16 protein-coding genes are annotated in these 20,752 nt (G+C 63.4%); 12 read left to right on the plus strand and 4 right to left on the minus strand.

Annotated elements, in window-relative coordinates:
• Window positions 1–277 precede the first annotated feature (277 nt).
• The 3 genes from AC6JA3_RS00120 (at window position 278) to AC6JA3_RS00130 (ending at window position 3,542) form a co-directional block, all read left to right on the plus strand.
• Window positions 278–418 (plus strand): hypothetical protein, encoded by a 141-nt coding sequence (locus AC6JA3_RS00120; RefSeq protein ID WP_167332893.1) that lies wholly within the window; start codon window positions 278–280, stop codon window positions 416–418.
• Between the two features lie 175 nt (window positions 419–593).
• A complete protein-coding gene (locus AC6JA3_RS00125; RefSeq protein WP_497919774.1) occupies window positions 594–2,090 on the plus strand; it encodes a glycosyltransferase family 87 protein in 1,497 nt (498 codons plus the stop codon).
• 6 nt (window positions 2,091–2,096) lie between these two features.
• Entirely contained in the window at window positions 2,097–3,542 is a 1,446-nt protein-coding gene (locus AC6JA3_RS00130; RefSeq protein ID WP_497919775.1) for a phytoene desaturase family protein, read from the plus strand.
• Window positions 3,543–3,557: 15 nt separating this feature from the next.
• Here the strand turns inward: AC6JA3_RS00130 and AC6JA3_RS00135 are convergent, their stop codons facing one another.
• Window positions 3,558–4,163: an NAD(P)-dependent oxidoreductase gene (locus tag AC6JA3_RS00135; protein ID WP_091553659.1), complete on the minus strand. Its 606-nt coding sequence runs from the start codon at window positions 4,161–4,163 to the stop codon at window positions 3,558–3,560.
• 83 nt (window positions 4,164–4,246) lie between these two features.
• Here AC6JA3_RS00135 and AC6JA3_RS00140 point away from each other — a divergent pair, with 83 nt between their 5' ends.
• Complete coding sequence (locus AC6JA3_RS00140; protein ID WP_026541031.1) at window positions 4,247–4,645, plus strand: winged helix-turn-helix transcriptional regulator; 399 nt, start codon at window positions 4,247–4,249, stop codon at window positions 4,643–4,645.
• A gap of 48 nt (window positions 4,646–4,693) precedes the next feature.
• Here AC6JA3_RS00140 and AC6JA3_RS00145 read toward each other — a convergent pair whose 3' ends face one another.
• Together AC6JA3_RS00145 and AC6JA3_RS00150 are read right to left on the minus strand one after the other, a co-directional pair.
• Entirely contained in the window at window positions 4,694–5,395 is a 702-nt protein-coding gene (locus tag AC6JA3_RS00145; protein WP_026541032.1) for an ABC transporter ATP-binding protein, read from the minus strand.
• A gap of 24 nt (window positions 5,396–5,419) precedes the next feature.
• Window positions 5,420–6,499 carry an ABC transporter permease gene (locus AC6JA3_RS00150; protein ID WP_497919776.1) on the minus strand — a complete coding sequence of 360 codons (1,080 nt, stop codon included), beginning with the start codon at window positions 6,497–6,499 and terminating at the stop codon, window positions 5,420–5,422.
• 194 nt (window positions 6,500–6,693) lie between these two features.
• Here AC6JA3_RS00150 and AC6JA3_RS00155 point away from each other — a divergent pair, with 194 nt between their 5' ends.
• The 8 genes from AC6JA3_RS00155 (at window position 6,694) to AC6JA3_RS00190 (ending at window position 20,055) form a co-directional block, all read left to right on the plus strand.
• A complete protein-coding gene (locus AC6JA3_RS00155; protein WP_091553656.1) occupies window positions 6,694–7,971 on the plus strand; it encodes a sensor histidine kinase in 1,278 nt (425 codons plus the stop codon).
• Window positions 7,968–8,624, plus strand: coding sequence for a response regulator (locus AC6JA3_RS00160; protein ID WP_026541035.1), 657 nt, complete (start codon window positions 7,968–7,970; stop codon window positions 8,622–8,624). Before AC6JA3_RS00155 ends, AC6JA3_RS00160 begins: the two co-directional genes overlap by 4 nt.
• Window positions 8,625–8,829: 205 nt before the next feature.
• On the plus strand, window positions 8,830–12,678 hold the full coding sequence (locus AC6JA3_RS00165) for an NPCBM/NEW2 domain-containing protein (protein ID WP_497919777.1): 3,849 nt from the start codon (window positions 8,830–8,832) through the stop codon (window positions 12,676–12,678).
• Window positions 12,679–12,785: 107 nt separating this feature from the next.
• Window positions 12,786–14,843 (plus strand): penicillin-binding transpeptidase domain-containing protein, encoded by a 2,058-nt coding sequence (locus AC6JA3_RS00170; RefSeq protein ID WP_497919778.1) that lies wholly within the window; start codon window positions 12,786–12,788, stop codon window positions 14,841–14,843.
• Window positions 14,844–14,857: 14 nt separating this feature from the next.
• Complete coding sequence (locus AC6JA3_RS00175) at window positions 14,858–16,114, plus strand: FAD-dependent oxidoreductase (RefSeq protein WP_497919779.1); 1,257 nt, start codon at window positions 14,858–14,860, stop codon at window positions 16,112–16,114.
• Between the two features lie 157 nt (window positions 16,115–16,271).
• Window positions 16,272–17,954 (plus strand): ABC-F family ATP-binding cassette domain-containing protein, encoded by a 1,683-nt coding sequence (locus tag AC6JA3_RS00180; protein ID WP_026541039.1) that lies wholly within the window; start codon window positions 16,272–16,274, stop codon window positions 17,952–17,954.
• 149 nt (window positions 17,955–18,103) lie between these two features.
• A complete protein-coding gene (locus AC6JA3_RS00185; RefSeq protein ID WP_497919780.1) occupies window positions 18,104–18,871 on the plus strand; it encodes a DeoR/GlpR family DNA-binding transcription regulator in 768 nt (255 codons plus the stop codon).
• Window positions 18,868–20,055, plus strand: coding sequence for an MFS transporter (locus tag AC6JA3_RS00190; RefSeq protein WP_347782281.1), 1,188 nt, complete (start codon window positions 18,868–18,870; stop codon window positions 20,053–20,055). Before AC6JA3_RS00185 ends, AC6JA3_RS00190 begins: the two co-directional genes overlap by 4 nt.
• Here AC6JA3_RS00190 and AC6JA3_RS00195 read toward each other — a convergent pair.
• On the minus strand, window positions 20,000–20,704 hold the full coding sequence (locus tag AC6JA3_RS00195; protein ID WP_497919781.1) for a phosphatase PAP2 family protein: 705 nt from the start codon (window positions 20,702–20,704) through the stop codon (window positions 20,000–20,002). The genes AC6JA3_RS00190 and AC6JA3_RS00195 overlap by 56 nt on opposite strands.
• Between the last annotated feature and the right edge of the window lie 48 nt (window positions 20,705–20,752).

Consider the following 20,752-nt stretch of genomic DNA (forward strand, 5'->3'; position numbering starts at 1 on the left):
GGATGGCCGGGTAGTCAGTTGTAGGCGCGGACCCACGCAGCATGCCGCGGGTGCGCAGTTTCCCCATAGTTCGGAACCAGCTTCTTGTTGGGTCGACTGCCGGAAGCACGCGCAATTGTGCACGGCGTTTCAGGATTTCCTGATTCAGTCCGCTTAATCCCCTTTATTAGCCTCGGCCTTTTATGCCCTTTTTACGCCATGATTTCTTTCGAATTCATATGGCTCTAATTGTTGTGCCTAAATGCCGGATTACTTGCCCCCGGAAAGGAGGTGAACCATGCGAAAACGCCCGGAAGACATGCGGTTCTTCAAGAGCACCAATGCTCCCAAGGACCGCACCCTGTTCAACGGCCAGCTGCTCGACCAGCACCGTGAAGACGTCTACGTTGTCCTGCACCAAATGGGACTCATCCGTTGATGTCCTTCAACTGCCCCGAAGGAGTTCAGGTGCCACACATTCATGCTGAACCTCAAGGAGCCCACGCGGCTGCGCGTGGGCTCCTCCCTTTTAAGGTCCGCTTAAGGTCCGCCTTTGTGCTGCCACCCTGCCGGGTGTGATGCTGCAGGCCAAAGGGTGACTGTAAGCTCGATCCATGCAGGAGACGAAGCCGCGCCGGCCGCAAAAACGTGCCCGCTTTGTGGTTCCGAGCCGCAGCGACTCCCTGCTGCGGAACTTCACGGAGCTGATAGGTGGCCCGCTGGGCAAGCATGCGTCTCCAGGACGGGTTTCCTCCGGGCCGTTCACTGTTGAGCGGATCCTCATTGTCCTTACCGTGCTCGCAGCACTACTGGCCGTGCTTGCCAAGGAGTACTGCCGGGTAAACGGGTGGCAAACGCCCGGCCAGTTCTACGCCACCTGTTACTCCGATTTCCCTGAACTCTTCAAGAACCGCGGCCTGGGCGACGGCGTCTTCCCGTTCTTCACCCAAGGCAGCTTGTTCGAGTACCCCGTCCTCATGGGGATCATTGCCGGTATCACGGCAATGATGGTGCCGGGCCAGGGCGTGGGCAGCGAACGCATCCTTGGCTACTTCGATATCAACGCCACGCTCATAGTTGCCGTCTGGATACTCACGGTTCTTTTGACGGCCCGCATCAACAAGCGGCGCCCGTGGGACGCGGCCATGGTGGCGGTGGCACCGGGCATCATCCTTGCCGGCTTCATCAACTGGGATATGTGGGCTGTGGGGCTGCTCGCCCTGGGCATGTACTTCTTCTCGCGGGACAAGCTTGTCCTTGCGGGTGTGTGCATAGGGCTCGGTACTGCCACCAAGTTGTATCCCGTCCTGATCCTGGGTGCCGTCCTGGTCCTTGCACTGCGTTCGGGCAAGCTTCGGGCATTCTTTGTGACCGCCGGGGCTGCCCTGGCATCGTGGCTGGCCGTGAACCTTCCCATCGCCGCGATGAACCCCTCCGGCTGGCGCTACTTCTTCGAGTTCACGCAGGAACGCCCCGCCGGCTACAGCTCGCCATGGTTTGCCTACAACCTGGTGGCGGACCGGCTTCAGTGGATGCAGATGAATGCCGCAACCATCAACTCGCTGGCTCTTTACCTGTTCATCATTGCCTGTGCGCTGATTGGCGCCCTGGCATTGTGCGCGCCGCAGCGGCCCCGGATCGCGCAACTGGCGTTCCTGATAGTTGCCGCCTTCATCCTTACCAACAAGGTCTACTCGCCGCAGTTTGTTATCTGGCTCATTCCGCTGCTGGCCCTGGCCCGGCCGCGCTGGCGCGACTTCCTCATCTGGCAGGCAGCCGAAGGCCTGCACTGGGCGGCCATCTGGATGTACCTGGGCCAGGCCACCAGTGGGGGTTCCGTCCAGCACAACATCGATATGTCCTACTACGTCCTTGCCGTCGGCCTGCACATGGTGGCCACGGCCTATCTGATGGCCCGCGTGGTTCTGGATATCTGGGATCCCGCCCAGGACCCCCTGCGTATCCACGGCGAGGACGATCCCCATGGAGGGCCCTTTGACGGCGCCCGGGACTGGCTGAGGATTGACCTCCTCCGTCCTTCACGGTCCCTGCTGCCTTGGCGCGCCGCCCAAAGTGTTCCCGAATCCCGGAAGCCCAGCGAGCGGAGGTAGAAAGCAATGGTGGATGTCGCCGTCGTCGGAGCCGGTCCCAACGGACTGGCGGCCGCAGTAGTCATGGCCCGCGCCGGCCTGGAGGTTGAACTTTACGAGGCCGCCGAGGCCATTGGTGGTGGTTCACGAACCAGCCAACTGATGGAACCGGGCTACATCTACGATGTCTGCTCCGCTGTGCACCCCATGGCACTCGCGTCGCCGTTCTTCCGCGCCTTTGAACTTTCCCGGCGCGTGGATCTGCGGATCCCCGAAGTCCAGCACGGCACTCCGCTGGACGCAGGGGGCGCTGCGTTGGCCTATCAGTCCTTGGAACGGACCTCACTGGAACTTGGCGTTGATGGTGACGCATACCGGCGGCTCCTTGGGCCGTTGGTGAAGCGTGCCGACGGTGTGGTGGACTTTACGTCCAACCAGCTGTTGCGCCTTCCCAAAGACCCCTTGGCGGCTGTCATGTTCGGGCTGGCCACGCTGGACCAGGGGACGCCGCTGTGGAACCGCCGCTTCCGCGAAGAGGCCGCGCCTGCGCTGCTGACGGGTGTCATGTCGCATGCCTTGGGTTCCCAGCCGTCCCTCAGCTCGACCGGGGCCGGGCTCCTGCTCAGTATTTTGGCCCATGCCGGCGGCTGGGCCATCCCGGTGGGCGGTTCCATGTCCATCGCCAGGGCCATGGCGGACGACCTGATTGAGCACGGCGGAAAAATCCACGTGGGAGAACGAGTCAACTCGCTGGACCAGATCCGTCCCGCGAAGGCCATTCTGCTGGACGTCGCCCCGCCCACGCTGGCACGGCTGGGCGGTCCCGAAATCCCCGACCGCTACCGGCATGCACTGGAAACGTTCCGGTTCGGGAATGCGGCGTGCAAGGTGGACTTCATTCTCTCTGCGCCGGTCCCTTGGCTCGACCCCGGGCTGGCGAGGGCAGGAACGGTCCATGTAGGTGGGTCCCGACGGGCCATGGCTGAGTCGGAGAACCTGGTGGATATGGGAAAGCACCCCACCGAGCCGTATGTCCTGGTGTCCCAGCCATCGGTAGTGGATTCAACCCGCGCTCCCGAGGGCAAGCATGTCCTGTGGTCCTATTGCCATGTCCCTGCCAACTCCACGGTTGACATGGCGGAAGCCGTCACGGCCCGCATAGAGCGGTATGCGCCCGGCTTCCGGGACGTCGTGGTGGCTTCGCAAACCACGACGGCGGCTGAACTGTCTGCGTACAACGAGAACTATGTTGGGGGTGACTTCAGCGCCGGGCTCCTGGACCTGCGCGGCCTGGTGCAACGGCCTGTGGTCTCCAACGTGCCGTGGACGACGCCGGTGCAGGGGGTCTACCTTTGTTCCTCGTCCACTCCGCCCGGACCCGGTGTGACAGGAATGCCCGGGTACCACGCTGCCAAACACGCCCTCAAGGACATTTTTGGAATGCAGGTACCCGGGCTGGGCCTGGGGTTGTAGCTGCCAGGGCCTGTATCAGTTGGCTGCCGTGAAGCGGGCGCGGCGGTGGGCCGGGGTTTCGATCTCGTCCAGCATGGCTACTGCGTAGTCCTGCGTAGAGATTGCGTTGCCGGCCGGTGAATCCTTGGCCACGGTGTATACGCCGGTGCGTTCGCCGGGCTGGATCACCGGGGCGGGGGCAAGCACGGTCCAGTCCACGGATTCCGGGGTTTCCTTGACTGCCTCGAGTGCCTTGCCGGCGGTGGTGGCCTCAGCCTTGTAGGCCTCCGGGAAGTCCGGTGAATCGAGCAGGCGGACACCATCGATTTCCAGGGTGCCGGCGCCGCCCACGATCATGAGGCGGGTTCCTTCGGCGTTGCTGTAAGCGGCCGCCATGGCATCGAGCCATTCTCCGTGGTCACCGCCGGTGCGGCTGGGACCCGTCGCCAACACAACGACGTCGTGTTCCTTTGCAATGGAGGCAAACGCCTGGGTGTCAGCCAGGTCTGCGGCCTGGGCGGCGGCACCCGGGACCTCTGCACCCTTGCGGGAGATTGCCGTGACCTGATGGCCGCGGGTGATGGACTCGTTGACGATCTGGCTGCCGACCATGCCCGTTGCGCCGTAGACTGCGATTTTCATAGCTCTCCTTGGGGTTGGTATCCTTGCAATAGCACAAAGGTACCCATTGGATACTGATAGCTTCAAAGGAACTGAGTTACCTCATGGATACTAATGACCTGGCCGGGAATGTCCTGGACCCGAACTGCCCGTCGCGCGTGGTCTTCCAGCGCATCGGCGATAAGTGGGCATCGCTGGTGATCCAGGTTCTGGGCGACGGCCCCGTCCGCTTTTCCGAACTGCGCAAAATGGTAAACGTAGTTACCCCGAAGGTCCTGACGCAGACACTGCGCACCTTGGAACGCGACGGCCTGATCACCCGAACCGTCTACGCCCAAGTGCCGCCGCGCGTGGAATACGAGCTGACAGACCTGGGGCAGTCCCTGCTGCAGCCTCTCACCCTGCTGCGTCGATGGGCCGAGAGCCACGTGCCCACCATCCTGGAAGCGCGGGATGCCTACGACGACGCGCAGGACGAAGCCCTCCTCGGCTCACCCAACTGAGTGACAGCTCTTGCTCTAATGAGGCCCCATTGGGACGTTTACTGTCACCTAGTTGGGCTGCGCAGACGGGACCGCGGATCGGCTGATCCTTCCGTCCCTCATGGTGGCAACTGCATCAGTGATGGGCAGGAATTCCGTGTCATGCGTGACCATGACGGTGGCCGTGGAGAACTCATCGGTTACCTGCCGCAGCAGCCGGACGATCGATTCGCTCCGTTCGTGATCCAGTGCCGCCGTTGGTTCGTCAACCAGCAGGACACTGGGACTCCCCATGAGGGCGCGGGCGATATTCACCCTCTGACGCTGGCCGCCGGACAATTGATGTGGCCTCTTGGACCCGGCCGCGGACAGACCCACAACATCCAGGAGATCCTCGGCCTTGCGACGGGCCTCCTTCACCGACTTGCCGCGAAGATGCTCGCGGAGGAGCAATTGCTCGACGGCGGTCAGTGAGGGAAGGAGGTTGGGTTGCTGGAAGATGATGCCCACCTTGTCCCGGCGCAGCGCCGTGCGTTCGGCCTCCGTGAGGACGGAAACGTCCTGCCCATCAATCACCACGGTTCCCGCAGTTGGCTTGACCAGGGTGGCAGCGACAGCGAGCAAGGACGATTTGCCGGATCCGGACGGGCCCACCAAGGAGAGGAATTCGCTCCTGTGGACCGGGAGACTGACGGCGTCCAGAGCCTTCAGGACGGACCCGCCGTCGGGATACTCCAGTGAGACGTTGAAGAGATTCAGTGCAGTGACCATCGTGTATTCCTTTCGAGGAATGTATTAGTTGCCGCCGAGGGCAAGCAGCGGATCAACGGAAACGACCTTCCGGACTGCCAGCACCGCGCCGGCCAGTCCCAGCAGCACGATCCCTGCCACCGGAAGAAGGGTTGTCAGCGGAGTGATCAGGAAGGGCGCCGCTTGGGCGGCAAAGATGCCGGCAACCAAGCCAATGGCACCGCCCACGGCTGCGCCGGTCACCAAAACCATTGCTGCCTGGGCCAAAGCGTCCTTCAGGACGTACGCGGAGGATCCACCCAGGGCTTTGAGTACGGCGATATCGCGGGTTCGCTGGACAGTCCAAACCGTCAGGAAGGCAACAATCACCAGAGCAGAGATGCCGTAGAGAAATGCCTGCATGAGCATAAGTGAGCCGTTCTCACTCTTGTACGAGGACAGGGCCTGGAACGAGCCCACAGGATCGGAGCTGACCGTGCCGGCCGCCGCATTGGCGGCATCGATGTCCAGGGAGGTCCCGGCGTCGTGCGTGATGGCCAGGACGGTTGCGGTACCGGGTGCCGCATGGGCGATGGTCCGCCAGGTTTCAAGGGTGGTCCAGATGACCCCGGTGTGTGAATACCACTGGTCCTCCACAACATCGGCCACGGTCAGTTCCGAACCGCCCACCCGGACCCGGCTCCCTTTCGAGAGGGACAGTTCCCCGGCCAGGGTTTCGCCGACCACCACCGTCCCGTCCTGCACGGCCGATGGCGCAACTGCTCCGCCGAACACACCTACATTCGCGGTTCCGCTCGGTGTGCCGGAACTGTCCAGGGACTGGAACCGGGTTTGGCTGATTCCCACTGCCTTCGCCGACGAAACCCCCGGTTGTTCACGCCAGGTCGCCAGCTGGGAGGCCGATACTTCGGACTCCGTATAGGAGGCTTTAGGCTCTCCGCCGGCGGGTGCGCCGAAGACAATCTGTTGCGCGGGGAGTGCCGCAATGGCCGACGTCGACTGGTTGCCCAAGCCTGCCGTCAACCCGGAGAGCATGACGAGCAGCAGGGTGATCAAGGCGACCACGCTGCCCATGAGCGCGAAGCGGCCCTTGGCGAACCGGAGGTCGCGGATGGCGAGAAACATCAGAATCCTTTGCTTGGTGCGGGCTTGATCCCGGCATAATCAACTCTTCCGGTCGTGGCCCCCCAGCACATCGGGAGCCGGATGGATTGCTTGCCGTCGAGGGGTTGAGGGACTGATCATCCGAATGGTTGATTCGGGCGCGGTGCGCGGAAAACCGGGCTGGGTGGGGGACGCCGGGGGATACGCTGGGACGCATGCAAACCACCGGTGCCGCCACCATCCTCCGCGTGCTGCGGGTGAGCCTGCATGTAGGGTTCGCGGTGCTGCTGCTGGTGGCAGTTGTCCGCCTGCTGGCCGGAGTTGGAACCGCCGGAGCGCCGTCGTCGGTGGCCATTGCCGCGGGACTGGGTTTATCAGCGGTGCTGGCCCTGGTGTATTTGGCCGGCACCGTCCTGGAGAAGCGCTACGCCGGTGATGCCGGCCGCTTCAACCCCACGCCGTACGCCCGCTGGTGGCTGGGGGCGGTGATGCTGCTCTGGCTGCTGCTCCTGCTGGTCAGCGGTGACTTCGCCTGGGTGGCCTTCCCCCTGTTCTTCCTGCAACTCCACCTGCTCCCCCGGCGCCTTGCCCTCCCCGCCATTGCCCTGAGCACGGCACTGCTGGTTGGTGCTTTGTGGTTCCACAGCCGGGATTCGGTTGATGGCGGATTGCAGCCCGCCATGGTCCTGGGGCCGGTGTTCGGGGCTGTTTTCGCCGTGGTTACCGGCCTTGCCTACCGGGCCTTGTTCCTCGAAGCCGAAAACCAGCGAACCGTGGCCGACGACCTCCGAAGGACGCGGGCTGAACTGGCACAGACCCAGCACGACGCCGGGATGCTGGCCGAGCGTGAACGGCTGGCCCGCGAAATACACGACACCCTGGCCCAGGGATTCTCCAGCATCGTCCTCATGGGCCGGTCAGCTGAGAAAGCCCTCGATGACGGAGACACGTCCGTGGCCAAGGAGCGCCTGAAGATGGTGCAGGACACCGCGTCCGGCAATCTCGCCGAGGCCAGGAGCTTTGTCCGGGGCCTGAGGTCGCCGGACCTTGAGCAGTCCGGCTTGGTGGACACTCTGCGCAGGCTCTGCGAAAAGACCGAGACGGAAGCCGCTGCCAGGGGAACCTCCCTGCGATGCCGCTTCGAGCTGGTGGGCACCCCGGTTGAGCTGCCCAATACGTTCCAGACCACCCTGCTCCGGGCCGCCCAGGCTTCCCTCGCGAACGTGTGGGCACACGCCCAGGCCAGTACCGCCGTCGTGACTTTGTCGTTTCCAGGCACGGAGGTGACGCTTGACGTTTTCGACGACGGCGTAGGTTTTGAGTCGTCGACGGCGGCCGGTACGGCGCGCGGCGACGGCACCGGCGTCGGCCTCATGAGTTTGCGGGAGCGGCTGGCTGCGTTGGACGGCAGCCTGGAGGTGGAGTCGGCGCCCGGTGAAGGAACAGTGGTGGCCGTCAGGGTGCCGTTGCCGGCCGAAGAGGGTGCTTCATGAGTGAAATCAGGATCTTGTTGGTGGACGACCATCCCGTGGTGAGGGCAGGCCTTCGGGCCATGCTGGCTGATTTCCCGGGGGTGACGGTTGTTGCCGAAGCATCCGACGGCGACGCTGCGCTGGCTGAGTTGGGCAGGTTCCATGCACTCGGCGAACCGGTGGACCTGGTGCTGATGGACCTGCAGATGGGCAGCGGCATGGACGGCGTCACGGCCACCGGGAAGATCAAAGCGGGTGAGGCCGGGACTCCCCCGCCGCCCGTGCTGATTCTGACCACCTACGACACGGACGCGGACATCCTTGCTGCAGTGGAGGCCGGAGCCAGCGGCTACATGTTGAAGGATGCCCCACCCGAGCAGTTGCGGCAGGCCGTCCTGTCCGCAGCGGCAGGGCAGACTGCGCTGGCCCCTGAAGTTGCAGCACGTTTAATGGGGCGGATCCGAAATCCCGCTCCCGTGCTGAGTGGGCGGGAAGTCCAACTCCTGGAACTGTTGGCTACTGGGATGAGCAACCGTGCCATGGCCAAGCAGCTCTTCATTTCCGAGGCCACGGTGAAGACCCACTTGGTGCACATCTACTCCAAGCTCGGGGTGGATAACCGCACGGCTGCCATCGCCGTGGCGACGCAGCGCAGGATCATCCGCGGACACTGAGTCCCGGCCGGTTGGCCTCGGATATCCGAACCCACCTGAGGCGCTTTAGTGCGCTTCAAGAGCCTTCGAAACGCGCAAAGAGGCAACCTGTTGGGTAAGTTAATTTTGGTTAAACGGTTGACCTTTGGGCTTTTTGCAGTGACGATTAGTGCACGTTTCGCTATGAGTTAGATCACAAAAAGTCACTCGTCGAAAGTTGGCCCCCATGTCCGCACCCTCCTTGGGTCTGTCCGGAGCTGCGCCCAACAGCTTCGGATACATCAGAAAACGTTCGCTGGCCAGGAAGGCAGCCTCTCTTGGCGTTGCCTCGCTGCTCCTCGCGGGAACCATCCCCGCACTCACCTTTGCCGCGGCTGCCACTGCAGCTCCCGGCGATCCGGCCGCCATCAAAACAGTCACCCCGGAAGTCCCGGTTGACGCTGCCGGAAGCCCGCTCGGCGCGGTGACGGGCTTTACCCAGTCCGGCAACGTCGTAGACCTAACAGCAGAGAAGGGGGCCATCCGGGTCACGTTCCTGGATGAGGCCAACTTCCGCCTGGAAGCCGATCCCAGCGGAAAATTCACCGACCCCGCCAACACAAATCAGGGCGATCCCGCCAGGACAGCCAACATCGTGGTGGGCAAGGACAAGTTCCCCGGCGCCACCCCGGCAGTTACCGACGGTGACTGGCTGGGCCTGAAGACAGCCAGGATCAGCGTGGAAATCAACAAGGCCACCACACAGCTTCGGGTGGTCAGGGCCGACGGCTCACTGGTGCTGGAGGAATCCGCGCCCATCACTTTTGGTGCCAACTCGGCTACCCAGCATCTCGCCCAACAGGACGGTGAGCAGTTCATCGGCGGCGGCATGCAGAACGGCCGCTCGGTCCACACCGATGCCTTGATCAACATCGCCAAGAACTTCGACTGGGACGACGACGGCTACCCCAACGCAGTTCCTTACTACATGTCATCCAAGGGCTACGGCGTCCTGCGCGATACGTTTGCCCGCGGCTCCTACAACTTCAGTGGCCAACCCACCACTACCCACGAGGAAAAGCGGTTCGATGCCTACTACTTCGTGGGGGACTACAAGCAGTCACTCGGCGCCTACACCACCCTGACCGGCAAGCCGATGATGCCCCCGGTCTACGCACTGGAATACGGCGATGCCGACTGCTACAACCGCTCCAACCCCGGATATTCGTCCTCCGGCTATGGCGATCCTGATGGTGCCAAGCAGCGCACCCCGGATGCCATCAAGACCGCGCGGAAGTTCGTTGAGAATGACATGCCGGCCGGCTGGATGCTGGTCAACGACGGCTACGGCTGCGAATACCAGCAACTTCCGGAAACCGTGAGCAACATTGAGGAAGAAACCGACCTCAAGGTAGGCCTGTGGACACAGCGCTCCCTCACGAACCAGGAATACGAAGTGGGAGAGGCCGGAGTTCGGCTCCGCAAGCTGGACGTCGCATGGGTGGGCCAGGGCTACCGCCAAGCGCTCACAGGCTGCGAGGCAGCACACGGCGGTATTGAGCAATACTCCAACGCACGTGGCACCTCACTGATGGTGGAAGGCTGGGCGGGGTCCCAGCGCTGCGGCATGCAGTGGACGGGTGACCACTCAGGAAACCTCGACGCCGTCCGCTGGCAGGTCTCGGCCCTCACCGGCGCCGGAAACTCAGGTTTGGCATTCACCACGGGGGATGTTGACGGCATCTTTGGTGGCTCTGCTGAGTCCTATGTCCGCGACCTCCAGTGGAAGGCCTTTGCTCCGGCGCTCTACTCCATGTCCGGCTGGGCTGCTACTGACAAGCGCCCATGGCTCTACGGTGACGAGGCCACGGCCATCAACCGCCAGTACCTGCAGCTCCGCCAGCAACTCATGCCGTTCATCTACACGTTGGCCCAGGAATCCTCCACCACCGGCGTTTCGATGATGCGCTCCATGGCCCTCGAATTCCCCGACCAGCAGTGGTCTTACGGAGCTGAGGCGAACAACCAGTTCATGCTCGGCTCTGATTTCCTGGTGGCTCCGGTGTTTACCCAAACCGACGTCCGCAACGGAATCTTCCTGCCTGCAGGCCAACAGTGGGTGGACTACTGGACGGGCAAGCTCTACCAGGGCGGCCAGATCCTCAACGGTTACAACGCCCCGCTGGACAAGCTTCCGGTGTTCGTCCGCGCCGGCGCTGTCATCCCGCAGGGCCTCGTGGCCCGAAATGCCTCCTTGGTCCCCGAAGACTCCATGATCACTTTGGATGTCTACGCCCAGGGCCAGGACACCTTCACCCTCTATGAGGACGACAAAGTCACCCGTGAGTTCAAGGACGGAAAATCCTCCAGCCAGGTCTTCGCAGTGGATGCTCCGGGCAAGGGCAACAGCAGTGTGAAGGTCTCCATCGGTGAGCGGAAGGGCGATTACACCGGCAAGGCCGCAGCCCGCCCCTACGAACTGAAGGTCCACGCGGGAGCGGCCCCCAAGGATGTGAAAATCGGAGGAACCAAGCTCGCCCAACACACCACCCAGGCCGCCTACGCAGCAGCAACCACCGGCTGGTTCTTCGATGAAGCCAACAACGGCACCATCTGGGTAAAGACCGGCTCCATCGCCTCCAACCAATCGGCTACGGTGCAGCTTCAACAGGCCGGCCCGCTGGGAGGCAAGAGCCAGGAGGACACCGCAGCCGAGGTCCGGGTGACCACGGGCGGGCAAGTCTTCCAGGACCAGGAAACCACGGTCACCGCGGCATTCGTGAACACCGGTACCAAGGCCAAGACCAACGTGGTCCTTACCCCTGTTCTTCCCGAGGGATGGACAGTGGTTTCTTCCTCCGGAGCCACTGCGGCCAAGGTTGAAGGCGGCGCGGACACCACAGCCACGTTTGTCATCAAACCTGGCTCCAGCGCGAAGGCGGGTCAACAGACCGTGCGGGTTTCGGCGTCGTACTCTGCTTCCGGAAGCACGCAGACGGTGACCGGCGGCAACCAGATCTACGTCGCCTACGGTTCCCTGGCGGCGGCTTACAACACGGTTTCGGTCACCACCGTGGCGGGCAAGGCGCTTGGAAACTTCGACGGCGGAGGGGCCACCTTCGCTGCAGAGCGGCTGGCTGCCGCTACGGTTCCGGCCGGTGGTGTCCGCCCGGGTGGCACGGTAACAGTGGATGCAGGGAAACCGACGCAGGTTGATTACACGTGGCCGTCCGTGGGACCGGACGTTCCCAACTCGGTGGCTCTGTCAGCCCAGACCATTGCCGTCAAGGGCAAGGGCACCCATCTGGCCGTCCTCGGATCCGCTGCGGTAGGAAATGGCACCAGTCCTACTCTTACCCTGACATATGCCGATGGAAGCATAGAAAAACAGTCCATCTTCTTCCCCAACTGGTTGCAGCCCCCGGTGTTGAACGGGGCAGTCCTGGCCGTATCCGAGCAAGGCCGCAACAACGCCAACGGGCCGTCGCCGGAGTACACGCAGTACAAGTATCAGGCGTTCTCCAACACCGTCCGTTTGAACCCCACCAAGGAACTGGCGTCCGTCACCCTGCCGACTGACACCCGGGTAAAGTTCTTCGACTGGAAGGTGACCTCGCAGCCCTTGCCGGCCGTTCCGGTTGGCTCTGTGTATGCCTCCGAAACCCCGTGGGTCCAGGCTCTGAACGGCTACGGAGTGATCGGAAAGAACGTGGCCAACAAAGACTCTGCATCGTCCCCGGACGTGCCGCTTGCCATCAATTACACGGACCCGTCCACAGGGAAACAGCCCGTATTCACCAAGGGCCTGGGGGTCCACGCTGCCTCGAAGATCACGTACTACCTGGGAGGAAAGTGTTCGTCCTTCACCTCACAGGTGGGCCTCGAGAACGGATTTGGCGGCAACATCGTCTTCAAGGTCAATGCCGACGGTGTGAACAGGTACCAGTCGCGCACGTACACCCCCGGGTTCGCGCCGGAGTCAGTATCCGTTGACCTGACAGGTGCGGCTTATGTGGAACTGGTGGTTGACCCGTCCGGCTCCATCAACGGCGCACACGGCGTGTGGGGTGATGCCAAGTTCACCTGCGCTCCATAGTTCGGTTTTCCAGGCAGCCGCCGCGTGCCCGACCCTTTCCGGGGATGGCAGGCGGCGGCTGTCCGCTTCCCGGGCACAACAAGAAACTGTCAGGGGAACGGGGCATAATGTCGCAAATGGGGAAACTGAAGATGCAGCAAGGTTTTGTTCTTGGTCTCGTGGCGTTGGTGATGGGTGGTTCACTGACCGCGTGCGATGACGGGCGATCGGGTGCGGAGGGCGCTGCCAAGCAGCTCGCTTCCTCCCTGGCAGCGCTCGACGTCGGTTCGCTCCCCGTAGACGGCAAGGACGCTGCCGCGGCCAACGATGAGCTGAAAGCCGTTTTCGCCGGCTTGGACGCCAACCCCTCGGTTGTCTCCGGGGAGGTAAAGCTCGACGGCGACACCGCCACCTTTCCGCTTAACTACAGCTGGAACATCGGCTCGGCCAAGTGGGAGTACAGCTCCGAGGCCACCCTGAAGAAATCGGGTGACAAGTGGGCGGTCCAGTGGACTCCGTCCCTGCTGGCGCCGGAACTCTCCGATGGTGAGACTTTGTCCGTCAAGACTGTTCCTGCCCAGCGCGGCCAGATCCTTGGAGCCGGCGACGCCCCGATTGTCCAGGACCGGCCCGTCTTCCGGGTGGGTATCGACAAAACCAAGGTAGCCGCCGAGCAGGCCGATGCCGCTGCCCGCGCCATGGCGGCACTGCTGGGCCTGGATGCCGAAGAATACGCCAAACAGGTTGCCGCCTCCGGACCGCAGGCCTTCGTGGAAGGACTGGTCCTCCGTGCCTACACCGCCGAGGTCACCGAGGCCAAGATCAAGGCCATCCCCGGTGGCGTGAGCATCCTGGACTCCATGGCCCTGGCCCCCACACGCACCTTCGCCCGGGCCCTGCTGGGCAGCGTGGGCCAGGCCAGCGCAGAACAGATCGAGAAATCCAACGGGGCCCTGCGTGCGGGAGACACCACAGGCACGGGTGGTTTGCAGCAGAAGTACGACTCCCTCCTGCGCGGCAAGGACGGCGTGGAAGTGGTGGCCAACCCCGCTGAAAAGGCCGAGGGCGAAACCCCAGGTCCCAAGGTGTTCTTCTCCTCCCTTCCCGCTCCGGGAACCACCCTCAAAACCACCCTGGATTTGAAACTGCAGCAGCTGGCCGAGGAAACCTTGGCCGGGATAGAGCCGGCCTCCGCCATTGTGGCGCTCAGGCCGTCCACCGGTGCCGTGCTGGCCGCAGCATCCGGGCCTGGGAGCAACGGCTACAACACTGCCCTCCTGGGCCAGTACGCCCCTGGTTCCACCTTCAAGATTGTTGATTCCCTGGCCATGTTCCGCAACGGCGCCACCCCGGACTCAAAAGTGGAATGCCCCTCAACGTTGACCGTGGACGGCCGCACGTTCAAGAACGCCGAAGGCTACCCCGAAAGTTCGTTGGGCACTGTTGCCTTGCGGGATGCCTTTGCGCACTCCTGCAACACAGCTTTCATCAACGCCCGGGAAACGGTCAGCCAGGATCAACTTGAGTCCGCCGCCCAGGCTTTGGGGGTTGCGGTCGAAGCCCCCAAGCTCGGCGCAGACGCCTTCCTGGGTTCGGTTCCCGGGGCCGCTGAAGGAACTGAGCACGCCGCATCCATGATTGGTCAGGGCAAAGTCCTCTTCTCGCCGCTCTCGGCCGCTGTCATGGCGGCTTCCGTCGCCAATGGGGCTCCGGTTTCACCGCAGCTCGTGCTCAACGCCGATGCTGCCCAGGATCCCAGCGCCGCTTCGGACCCCGGCGCTCCCGGCGCTACGACGGAAAGCGGCTCCGCCCCGCCGTCGTCCAGTGCGGCAACGTCCGGCGCAGCAGCATCCGGTGCAGCCTCCGCTGCGGCCTCGTCCGCTGCGGCAACCGCCGCACCGGCGTCCACCAAGCCGATTACCAAGGAAGAAGCCGCCTCCCTGGCGGACATGATGCGTGCCGTGGTCACCTCCGGACATGCGGGCTTCCTGGCCCAGGTGCCCGGCGCACCCGTGGGCGCAAAGACGGGCACCGCAGAGTTCGGAAACGACAACCCGCCCAAGACCCACGCCTGGATTGTGGCGACCCATGGCGACCTGGCGGTCGCAGTGTTTGTTGAAGACGGCGGGCTCGGTGCCACCACCAGCGGCCCGTTGTTGAAATCGTTCCTGACCGCGGCGGGCTGAATCGGAGGCTGAACATGGCAGCGAATACCCAGTGTGTAGTGGCGGGCGGAGGGCCGGCCGGGATCGTACTGGGATTGCTGCTTGCCCGCGCCGGCGTGGAAGTCACCGTGCTGGAGAAACACGCTGACTTCCTGCGTGATTTCAGGGGCGATACTGTTCACGCCTCCACCATCAGGCTCCTTGACGAGTTGGGTCTGGGCGAGGGCTTCCGTGCCCTTCCCCAAAGCAAGCTGGGCAATTTCCGGCTACCCGTCGGATCGGATGATTCGGTAGTCCTGGCTGATTTTGGGCGGCTCAAAGCCCCCTACAATTACGTCGCCATGGTGCCGCAATGGGACCTGTTGAACTTCCTGGTCGAAGCGGCACAGCAGGAACCCACCTTCACGTTGCTGATGAATACCGAGGTGACGGAACTGCTGACGGACACGGCAGGAGCGGTTGTTGGAGTTGCGTACGGAACACGCGATCCGCAGACGGGGGCGCTGACGGGACGCGGCGAGCTGCGGGCGCCACTGACCGTTGCCTGCGATGGGCGTGGTTCAGTCCTCCGCAGGAAGGCCGGCCTGGTTCCGCGGGAGTTTCCCGTGCCCTTTGATACCTGGTGGTTCAGGATCCCCCGCACTCCCGGCGAGGACGAACCACTGGCTTCCATTGCCCCGCGTTTTGGCAGCTCAGACGTCCTGTTGAGCTTGACCCGCAAGGATTACCACCAGATCGCGTACTTGGCGGCCAAAGGCTCGGATCCCCAACTGCGGGCTGCAGGAATTGAGGCGTTCCGTGGCAAGGTAGCCGCTTTACGGCCGGACCTGGCCGACCGTGTGGAAGCCATCGAATCGCTGGACGATCTGCACCTTTTGGACGTGAAACTCAACCGGCTGTCCCGGTGGCACAAGCCCGGGCTGCTGCTCATAGGGGATGCAGCCCATGCGATGTCCCCTGCCGGTGGGGTGGGAATCAACCTTGCGGTGCAGGATGCAGTGGCGGCGGCGCGCCTGCTCGCAGGGCCGCTGCTGACCCAAACACTCGACGACGGCCACCTCGCCGCGGTCCAGAGGCGGCGCTGGCTTCCCACCGTCCTGATCCAATTCTTCCAGCGCGTGCTGCACCGTGTGGTGTTTGCACAGGTCATGGCCGGGAAACAACCCAAACCTCCCAAACCACTGGTCTTTGTTGTTCGGAAGTTCCCCTCGCTCGGGAAGCTTCCTGCGCGAATGATCGCTTTCGGTCCACGGCCCGAACACGCGCCGGAGTTCGCCCGAAGGAAGCCCTAGCCGGATGGCCCCGTTCCTCTCGCCGACAGCGGTACGGCCCTGCCCCTCTCGCCGACAGAGGTCCGGCACCCCGTTATTTCCCCCGACAGCGGACGCTGTCGGGCGGTGCCGGCTGCCGCCGTCGAGCGTTAATACCTTGCCGTGGGAGGATTGAAACGTGGCCCATATTGACGTTTCCGGCATCGACTACTTCCTCTCCGACGGCACCCAGCTGCTCAACGGTGTGACCTTCAAGGTCCCCGACGGCACCAAGACCGCCTTGATCGGACCGAATGGAACCGGCAAGACCACCCTGTTCAAGATCATCTCCGGCGACCTCACTCCGGACGAGGGCGCAGTGGGCCGCTCCGGCAACATGGGGATCATGCGCCAGTTCGTAGGCCAGGTCCGTGACGAATCCACCGTCCGCGACCTCCTGGTTTCCACAGCCCAGGCCGGGCTGGCAGCTGCCGCCAAGGCGGTTGAAGACGCAGAGCTGGCCATGATGGAACACGACGACGAGCCCACCCAGATGAAGTACGCCCAGGCGATAGTGGACTGGGGCGATGCCGGTGGGTACGACGTCGAGACCGTGTGGGACGAAGTTTGCATGGCCGCCCTGGGGATCTCCTTCGACAAAGCGCAATTCCGCCGCGCCTCCACGTTGTCCGGCGGCGAGCAGAAGCGCCTGGTGCTCGAAGCCCTGTTTGCCGGCCCGGACGAACTCCTGCTCCTGGACGAGCCGGACAACTACCTTGACGTTCCCGGTAAGCGCTGGCTTGAGGGCAAGCTCAACGAGTCCAAGAAGACTGTGCTGTTCATCAGCCACGACCGCGAACTGCTCAACAATGCCGCCGGTCGCATTGTCACCCTCGAACCCGGAATCAATGGTGCCGGTGCCTGGATTCATGGTGGCGGCTTCGGCTCTTACGTTGAGGCGCGCGCGGATCGGAACGCCCGGTTTGAGGAACTGCGCAAGCGTTGGGACGAGGAGCACGTAAAGCTCAAGGAACTCGTCAACATGTACAAGAACAAGGCTGCTTTCCGCTCCGACATGGCCAACCGGTACCAGGCTGCGCAGACGCGCCTGGCCAAATTCCTTGAGGCGGGACCGCCCGAGGCCCTGCCCATCGAGCAGAACGTCAAGATGCGACTGAAGGGTGGGCGCACCGCGAAGCGGGCCGTCGTGGCCGAGAAGCTCGAATTGACCGGGCTCATGAAGCCGTTCTCCACGGAAATCTGGTTCGGGGACCGCGTGGGCGTGCTCGGCTCCAACGGTTCGGGCAAGAGCCACTTCCTGCGGCTGCTCGCTACCGGAGGCACGGATCCGGAGCGCGAGCACCTGCCGGTGTCCGACGTCGTCATCGCTGAAGTTCCGCACCAAGGCACCGTGAAACTGGGCGCACGTATCAGGCCCGGATTCTTCGCGCAGACCCATGTACGGCCGGACCTTCTGGGCCGAACGTTGCTGGAGATCCTGCACAGGGGCGACGAGCACCGTTCGGGCCTTCCCCGTGAGTCGGCTGCTGGTGCCTTGGACGGGTATGGGCTGGCCGGCCAGTCGGAGCAGAAGTACGAATCCCTGTCCGGTGGTCAGCAGGCACGGTTCCAGATCCTCCTGCTGCAGCTCTCCGGTGCCACTTTGTTGCTGTTGGATGAGCCTACGGACAACCTGGACCTGCACTCGGGAGAAGCCCTGGAAAGGGCGATAGATGCTTTCGAGGGCACTGTCCTGGCCGTGACCCACGACCGCTGGTTCGCCAAGTCCTTTGACCGTTTCATGATCTTCGGGTCCGATGGCAAGGTCTACGAGTCCGAGGAACCTGTGTGGGACGAGAAGCGGGTGGAGCGCGCCCGCTGACGCTCTCGCCCATCCCCTTGGTTTCCCGCGAACGCTCTTGCACTTGCTGCAAGAGCGTTTCGCTTTGAGCCCGGGGATGTGAGAGAGGATCGAATGCGCGAATGATCACTACTGATGATTAAATGCGCAAAGATTGCTAGGGTTGAATTATGGGAACTGCTGACCGACACCGGCTCATTGGCGAGCTGCTGCGCACCCGCGAACAAGCCACCGTGGACGAACTGGTGGACGCCACGGGAGCCTCGGGCGCCACCATCCGCCGGGACCTTGAAATACTCGCAGCCAATGGAGTGCTCAAGCGCATCCACGGCGGTGCACGCAGCCTGGTGGCACGTGGAGACAACCCCGGTTACGGCCAACGGGAACTGGAAGACCACGAAGCCAAAACCCGCATTGCCACCGCAGTTGACGGGCTCCTCAAAGACCGCGAACACGTGTGGCTGGACAGCGGATCCACGGCCACCGAGATTGCACGCCGGCTGGGCACGCGGGAACTCACCGTGATGCCCATGTCACTCCACGGTGTTGAAGCCCTCACGCACGCCAAGGACGGACGGGCGCCCCGGCTCATCCTTCCCGGCGGCAGCCTCATCCCCGGCGAGCAGTCTTTCCGGGGACCAATGACTGAAGCCAACATCCGCTCGCTCAGGTTCGACACCGCCGTCGTAACTCCCTGCGCACTCAACCTCAAGGACGGCCTGCTGGCCCACGACCTCGATGATGCGGCGGTGAAACGCGCAGGGCTGGAATCCGCGGCCCGTGTCATCGTGGCGTCGGCAGGCAGCAAGTGGAATGCCAGCGCGGTGGCTTTGGTTGCAGCCATGGACGCCGTGGATGTCATTGTCACTGACCAAAAGCCGTCCCCCGAAGATCTTGTCCGGCTCAACAAACTCTCCGTGGAAGTTGTGATTGCATGACCACCAACACCAGAAGCACCACCAACGTCAATGCCGCTGCGGTGGCGACGTTCCTGATCTTCGGCATGAACGGGTTGGTCTTTGCCAGCTGGGCTGCGCGCATTCCTGCAGTGACGGAAGCGTTGAGCCTGACCTCCGGCCAGATGGGCACCCTGCTGCTGTGCACAGCGGTGGGGTCGCTGCTGGCGTTGCCTTCGGCGGGCTGGGTTGTGGGCAGGATCGGCACTGCGAATACCGTCCGTGTGGCCGGGATCGTTGCAGGAGCTGCGGGTGCAGCCATCGCTTTCTCCTTGATGGCCGCCTCTGTGCCCGCCACGGCTATCGCCTTGTTCTTCTTCGGCATCGGAATCGGGCTGTGGGACGTTGCGCAGAACATCGAAGGCGCCGACGTCGAGCACCGGCTCAAGCGAACCATCATGCCGCAGTTCCACGCGGCGTTCTCCGGGGGAGCCTTCCTTGGCGCCTTGATCGGCGCCGGCCTTTCACAGCTGGGCGTGGGCCTCCCTGAGCATTTGCTGGTCATCGCCGCCATCGCTGTCGCCCTTGCGCTGACGGTCCCCCGCTTCTTCCTGCCCCACGAGGCGGCAGAAGTACACGACGACGGCGCTCCGGTTGCGAAGGGACCCTCCGCTTGGCGCGATGGCAGGACCCTGTTGATCGGCGTCGTAGTACTTGGTGCCACCCTGACCGAAGGTGCGGGCAACGACTGGATCGCGAAGGCTGCGGTGGACGGACTGGGTGCTTCGGAATCTACCGGTGCCCTGTTGTTCGCCCTCTTCGTCCTGGCCATGACGATCATGCGGTTCCTAGGGGGCAAGGCGATTGATACCTTTGGCCGCGTGGCCGTCCTGCGGGCCAGCATGGCAGCGGCCGCAGCTGGCCTGGCGCTGTTTGTCTTCGCAGGAAACGTGGTTCTTGCCGGTATTGGTGCCGCTTTGTGGGGAGTCGGTGCCGCACTGGCCTTCCCCATGGGCATGTCGGCCGCTGCGGATGACCCCAAGCACGCCGCTGCGCGGGTTTCCGTGGTTTCCACCATCGGCTACATAGCTTTCCTGGCCGGTCCGCCTTTGTTGGGATACTTGGGCGACCTCACAGGCATCCACCTGGCTCTCCTGGCCATCGGTGCGCCTATTCTGCTCGCTCTCCTGCTTGCAGGCGTCGCGAAGCCCTTGCCGCCCAAATAGTCCGGGGACCTCCCGTTTCATTCTCTTTGACGCATACGTTCCGGAAGCGCCACCAGAGGATCAGCACTACTCCACCAGCAAGGCAGGCACCGCCGAGGACATCGCTGAGCCAATGTGCTGAGAGGTAGGTGCGGCTGATCATCATGGCTATGACTCCCAGGGCAGCCAGCAGCGTCATCCACCAGCGGCTGACCAGGATGGCCAGCACCATGAGGAGAGCCGTGGTGGCAGATACATGCCCGGAGGGGTATGAACCGGTATCCGTCAGAACTTTGGCACCCACTGGCCGTTCCCTGCCCACCACCACCTTGCCCAGCTGCGTGAGCGCCAGGGCCGTCACGCCTGAGACCAGGACGAAGGTGGCCGTAAGGGGTCGGCGCCAAACGAACAGTACTGCGGCCAACACCCCGTGGAGCACCAGCATGCCCGCGTACCCTACGCCGTTCAGGACTGCGTTCACGCCATCCCAGAAGGGTGAGTGCAGAGTGAACGCAAAGGCCTGCCATGTGGTGTCAACGCTGTTGAACGCAGGCTCGCCCTGGCCCACCAGGAGCATGATGCCCGGGACTATGAAGGCGCACAGCAGGAGTACGCCGGGAACCACCAGTTGCCACCCGGGCTGTTGACGTGGACGCAGGACGCGGATCATCCATTCATCGTAGCCACGGCCGGGTGAAGTCGAGGGCAGCCCACCGCG

The organism is Arthrobacter sp. TmtSoilC79 (assembly GCF_059739405.1).

Excerpts from the sequence above, each read along its gene's own strand:
- AC6JA3_RS00185 (WP_497919780.1), top strand. The coding sequence starts at position 18,104 with ATGGGAACTGCTGACCGACACCGGCTCATTGGCGAGCTGCTGCGCACC.
- AC6JA3_RS00150 (WP_497919776.1), bottom strand. The coding sequence starts at position 6,499 with ATGTTTCTCGCCATCCGCGACCTCCGGTTCGCCAAGGGCCGCTTCGCG.
- AC6JA3_RS00155 (WP_091553656.1), top strand. The coding sequence starts at position 6,694 with ATGCAAACCACCGGTGCCGCCACCATCCTCCGCGTGCTGCGGGTGAGC.
- AC6JA3_RS00190 (WP_347782281.1), top strand. The coding sequence starts at position 18,868 with ATGACCACCAACACCAGAAGCACCACCAACGTCAATGCCGCTGCGGTG.
- AC6JA3_RS00175 (WP_497919779.1), top strand. The coding sequence starts at position 14,858 with ATGGCAGCGAATACCCAGTGTGTAGTGGCGGGCGGAGGGCCGGCCGGG.
- AC6JA3_RS00125 (WP_497919774.1), top strand. The coding sequence starts at position 594 with ATGCAGGAGACGAAGCCGCGCCGGCCGCAAAAACGTGCCCGCTTTGTG.
- AC6JA3_RS00145 (WP_026541032.1), bottom strand. The coding sequence starts at position 5,395 with ATGGTCACTGCACTGAATCTCTTCAACGTCTCACTGGAGTATCCCGAC.
- AC6JA3_RS00120 (WP_167332893.1), top strand. The coding sequence starts at position 278 with ATGCGAAAACGCCCGGAAGACATGCGGTTCTTCAAGAGCACCAATGCT.
- AC6JA3_RS00195 (WP_497919781.1), bottom strand. The coding sequence starts at position 20,704 with ATGATCCGCGTCCTGCGTCCACGTCAACAGCCCGGGTGGCAACTGGTG.
- AC6JA3_RS00170 (WP_497919778.1), top strand. The coding sequence starts at position 12,786 with ATGTCGCAAATGGGGAAACTGAAGATGCAGCAAGGTTTTGTTCTTGGT.
- AC6JA3_RS00140 (WP_026541031.1), top strand. The coding sequence starts at position 4,247 with ATGGATACTAATGACCTGGCCGGGAATGTCCTGGACCCGAACTGCCCG.
- AC6JA3_RS00165 (WP_497919777.1), top strand. The coding sequence starts at position 8,830 with ATGTCCGCACCCTCCTTGGGTCTGTCCGGAGCTGCGCCCAACAGCTTC.
- AC6JA3_RS00135 (WP_091553659.1), bottom strand. The coding sequence starts at position 4,163 with ATGAAAATCGCAGTCTACGGCGCAACGGGCATGGTCGGCAGCCAGATC.
- AC6JA3_RS00160 (WP_026541035.1), top strand. The coding sequence starts at position 7,968 with ATGAGTGAAATCAGGATCTTGTTGGTGGACGACCATCCCGTGGTGAGG.
- AC6JA3_RS00130 (WP_497919775.1), top strand. The coding sequence starts at position 2,097 with ATGGTGGATGTCGCCGTCGTCGGAGCCGGTCCCAACGGACTGGCGGCC.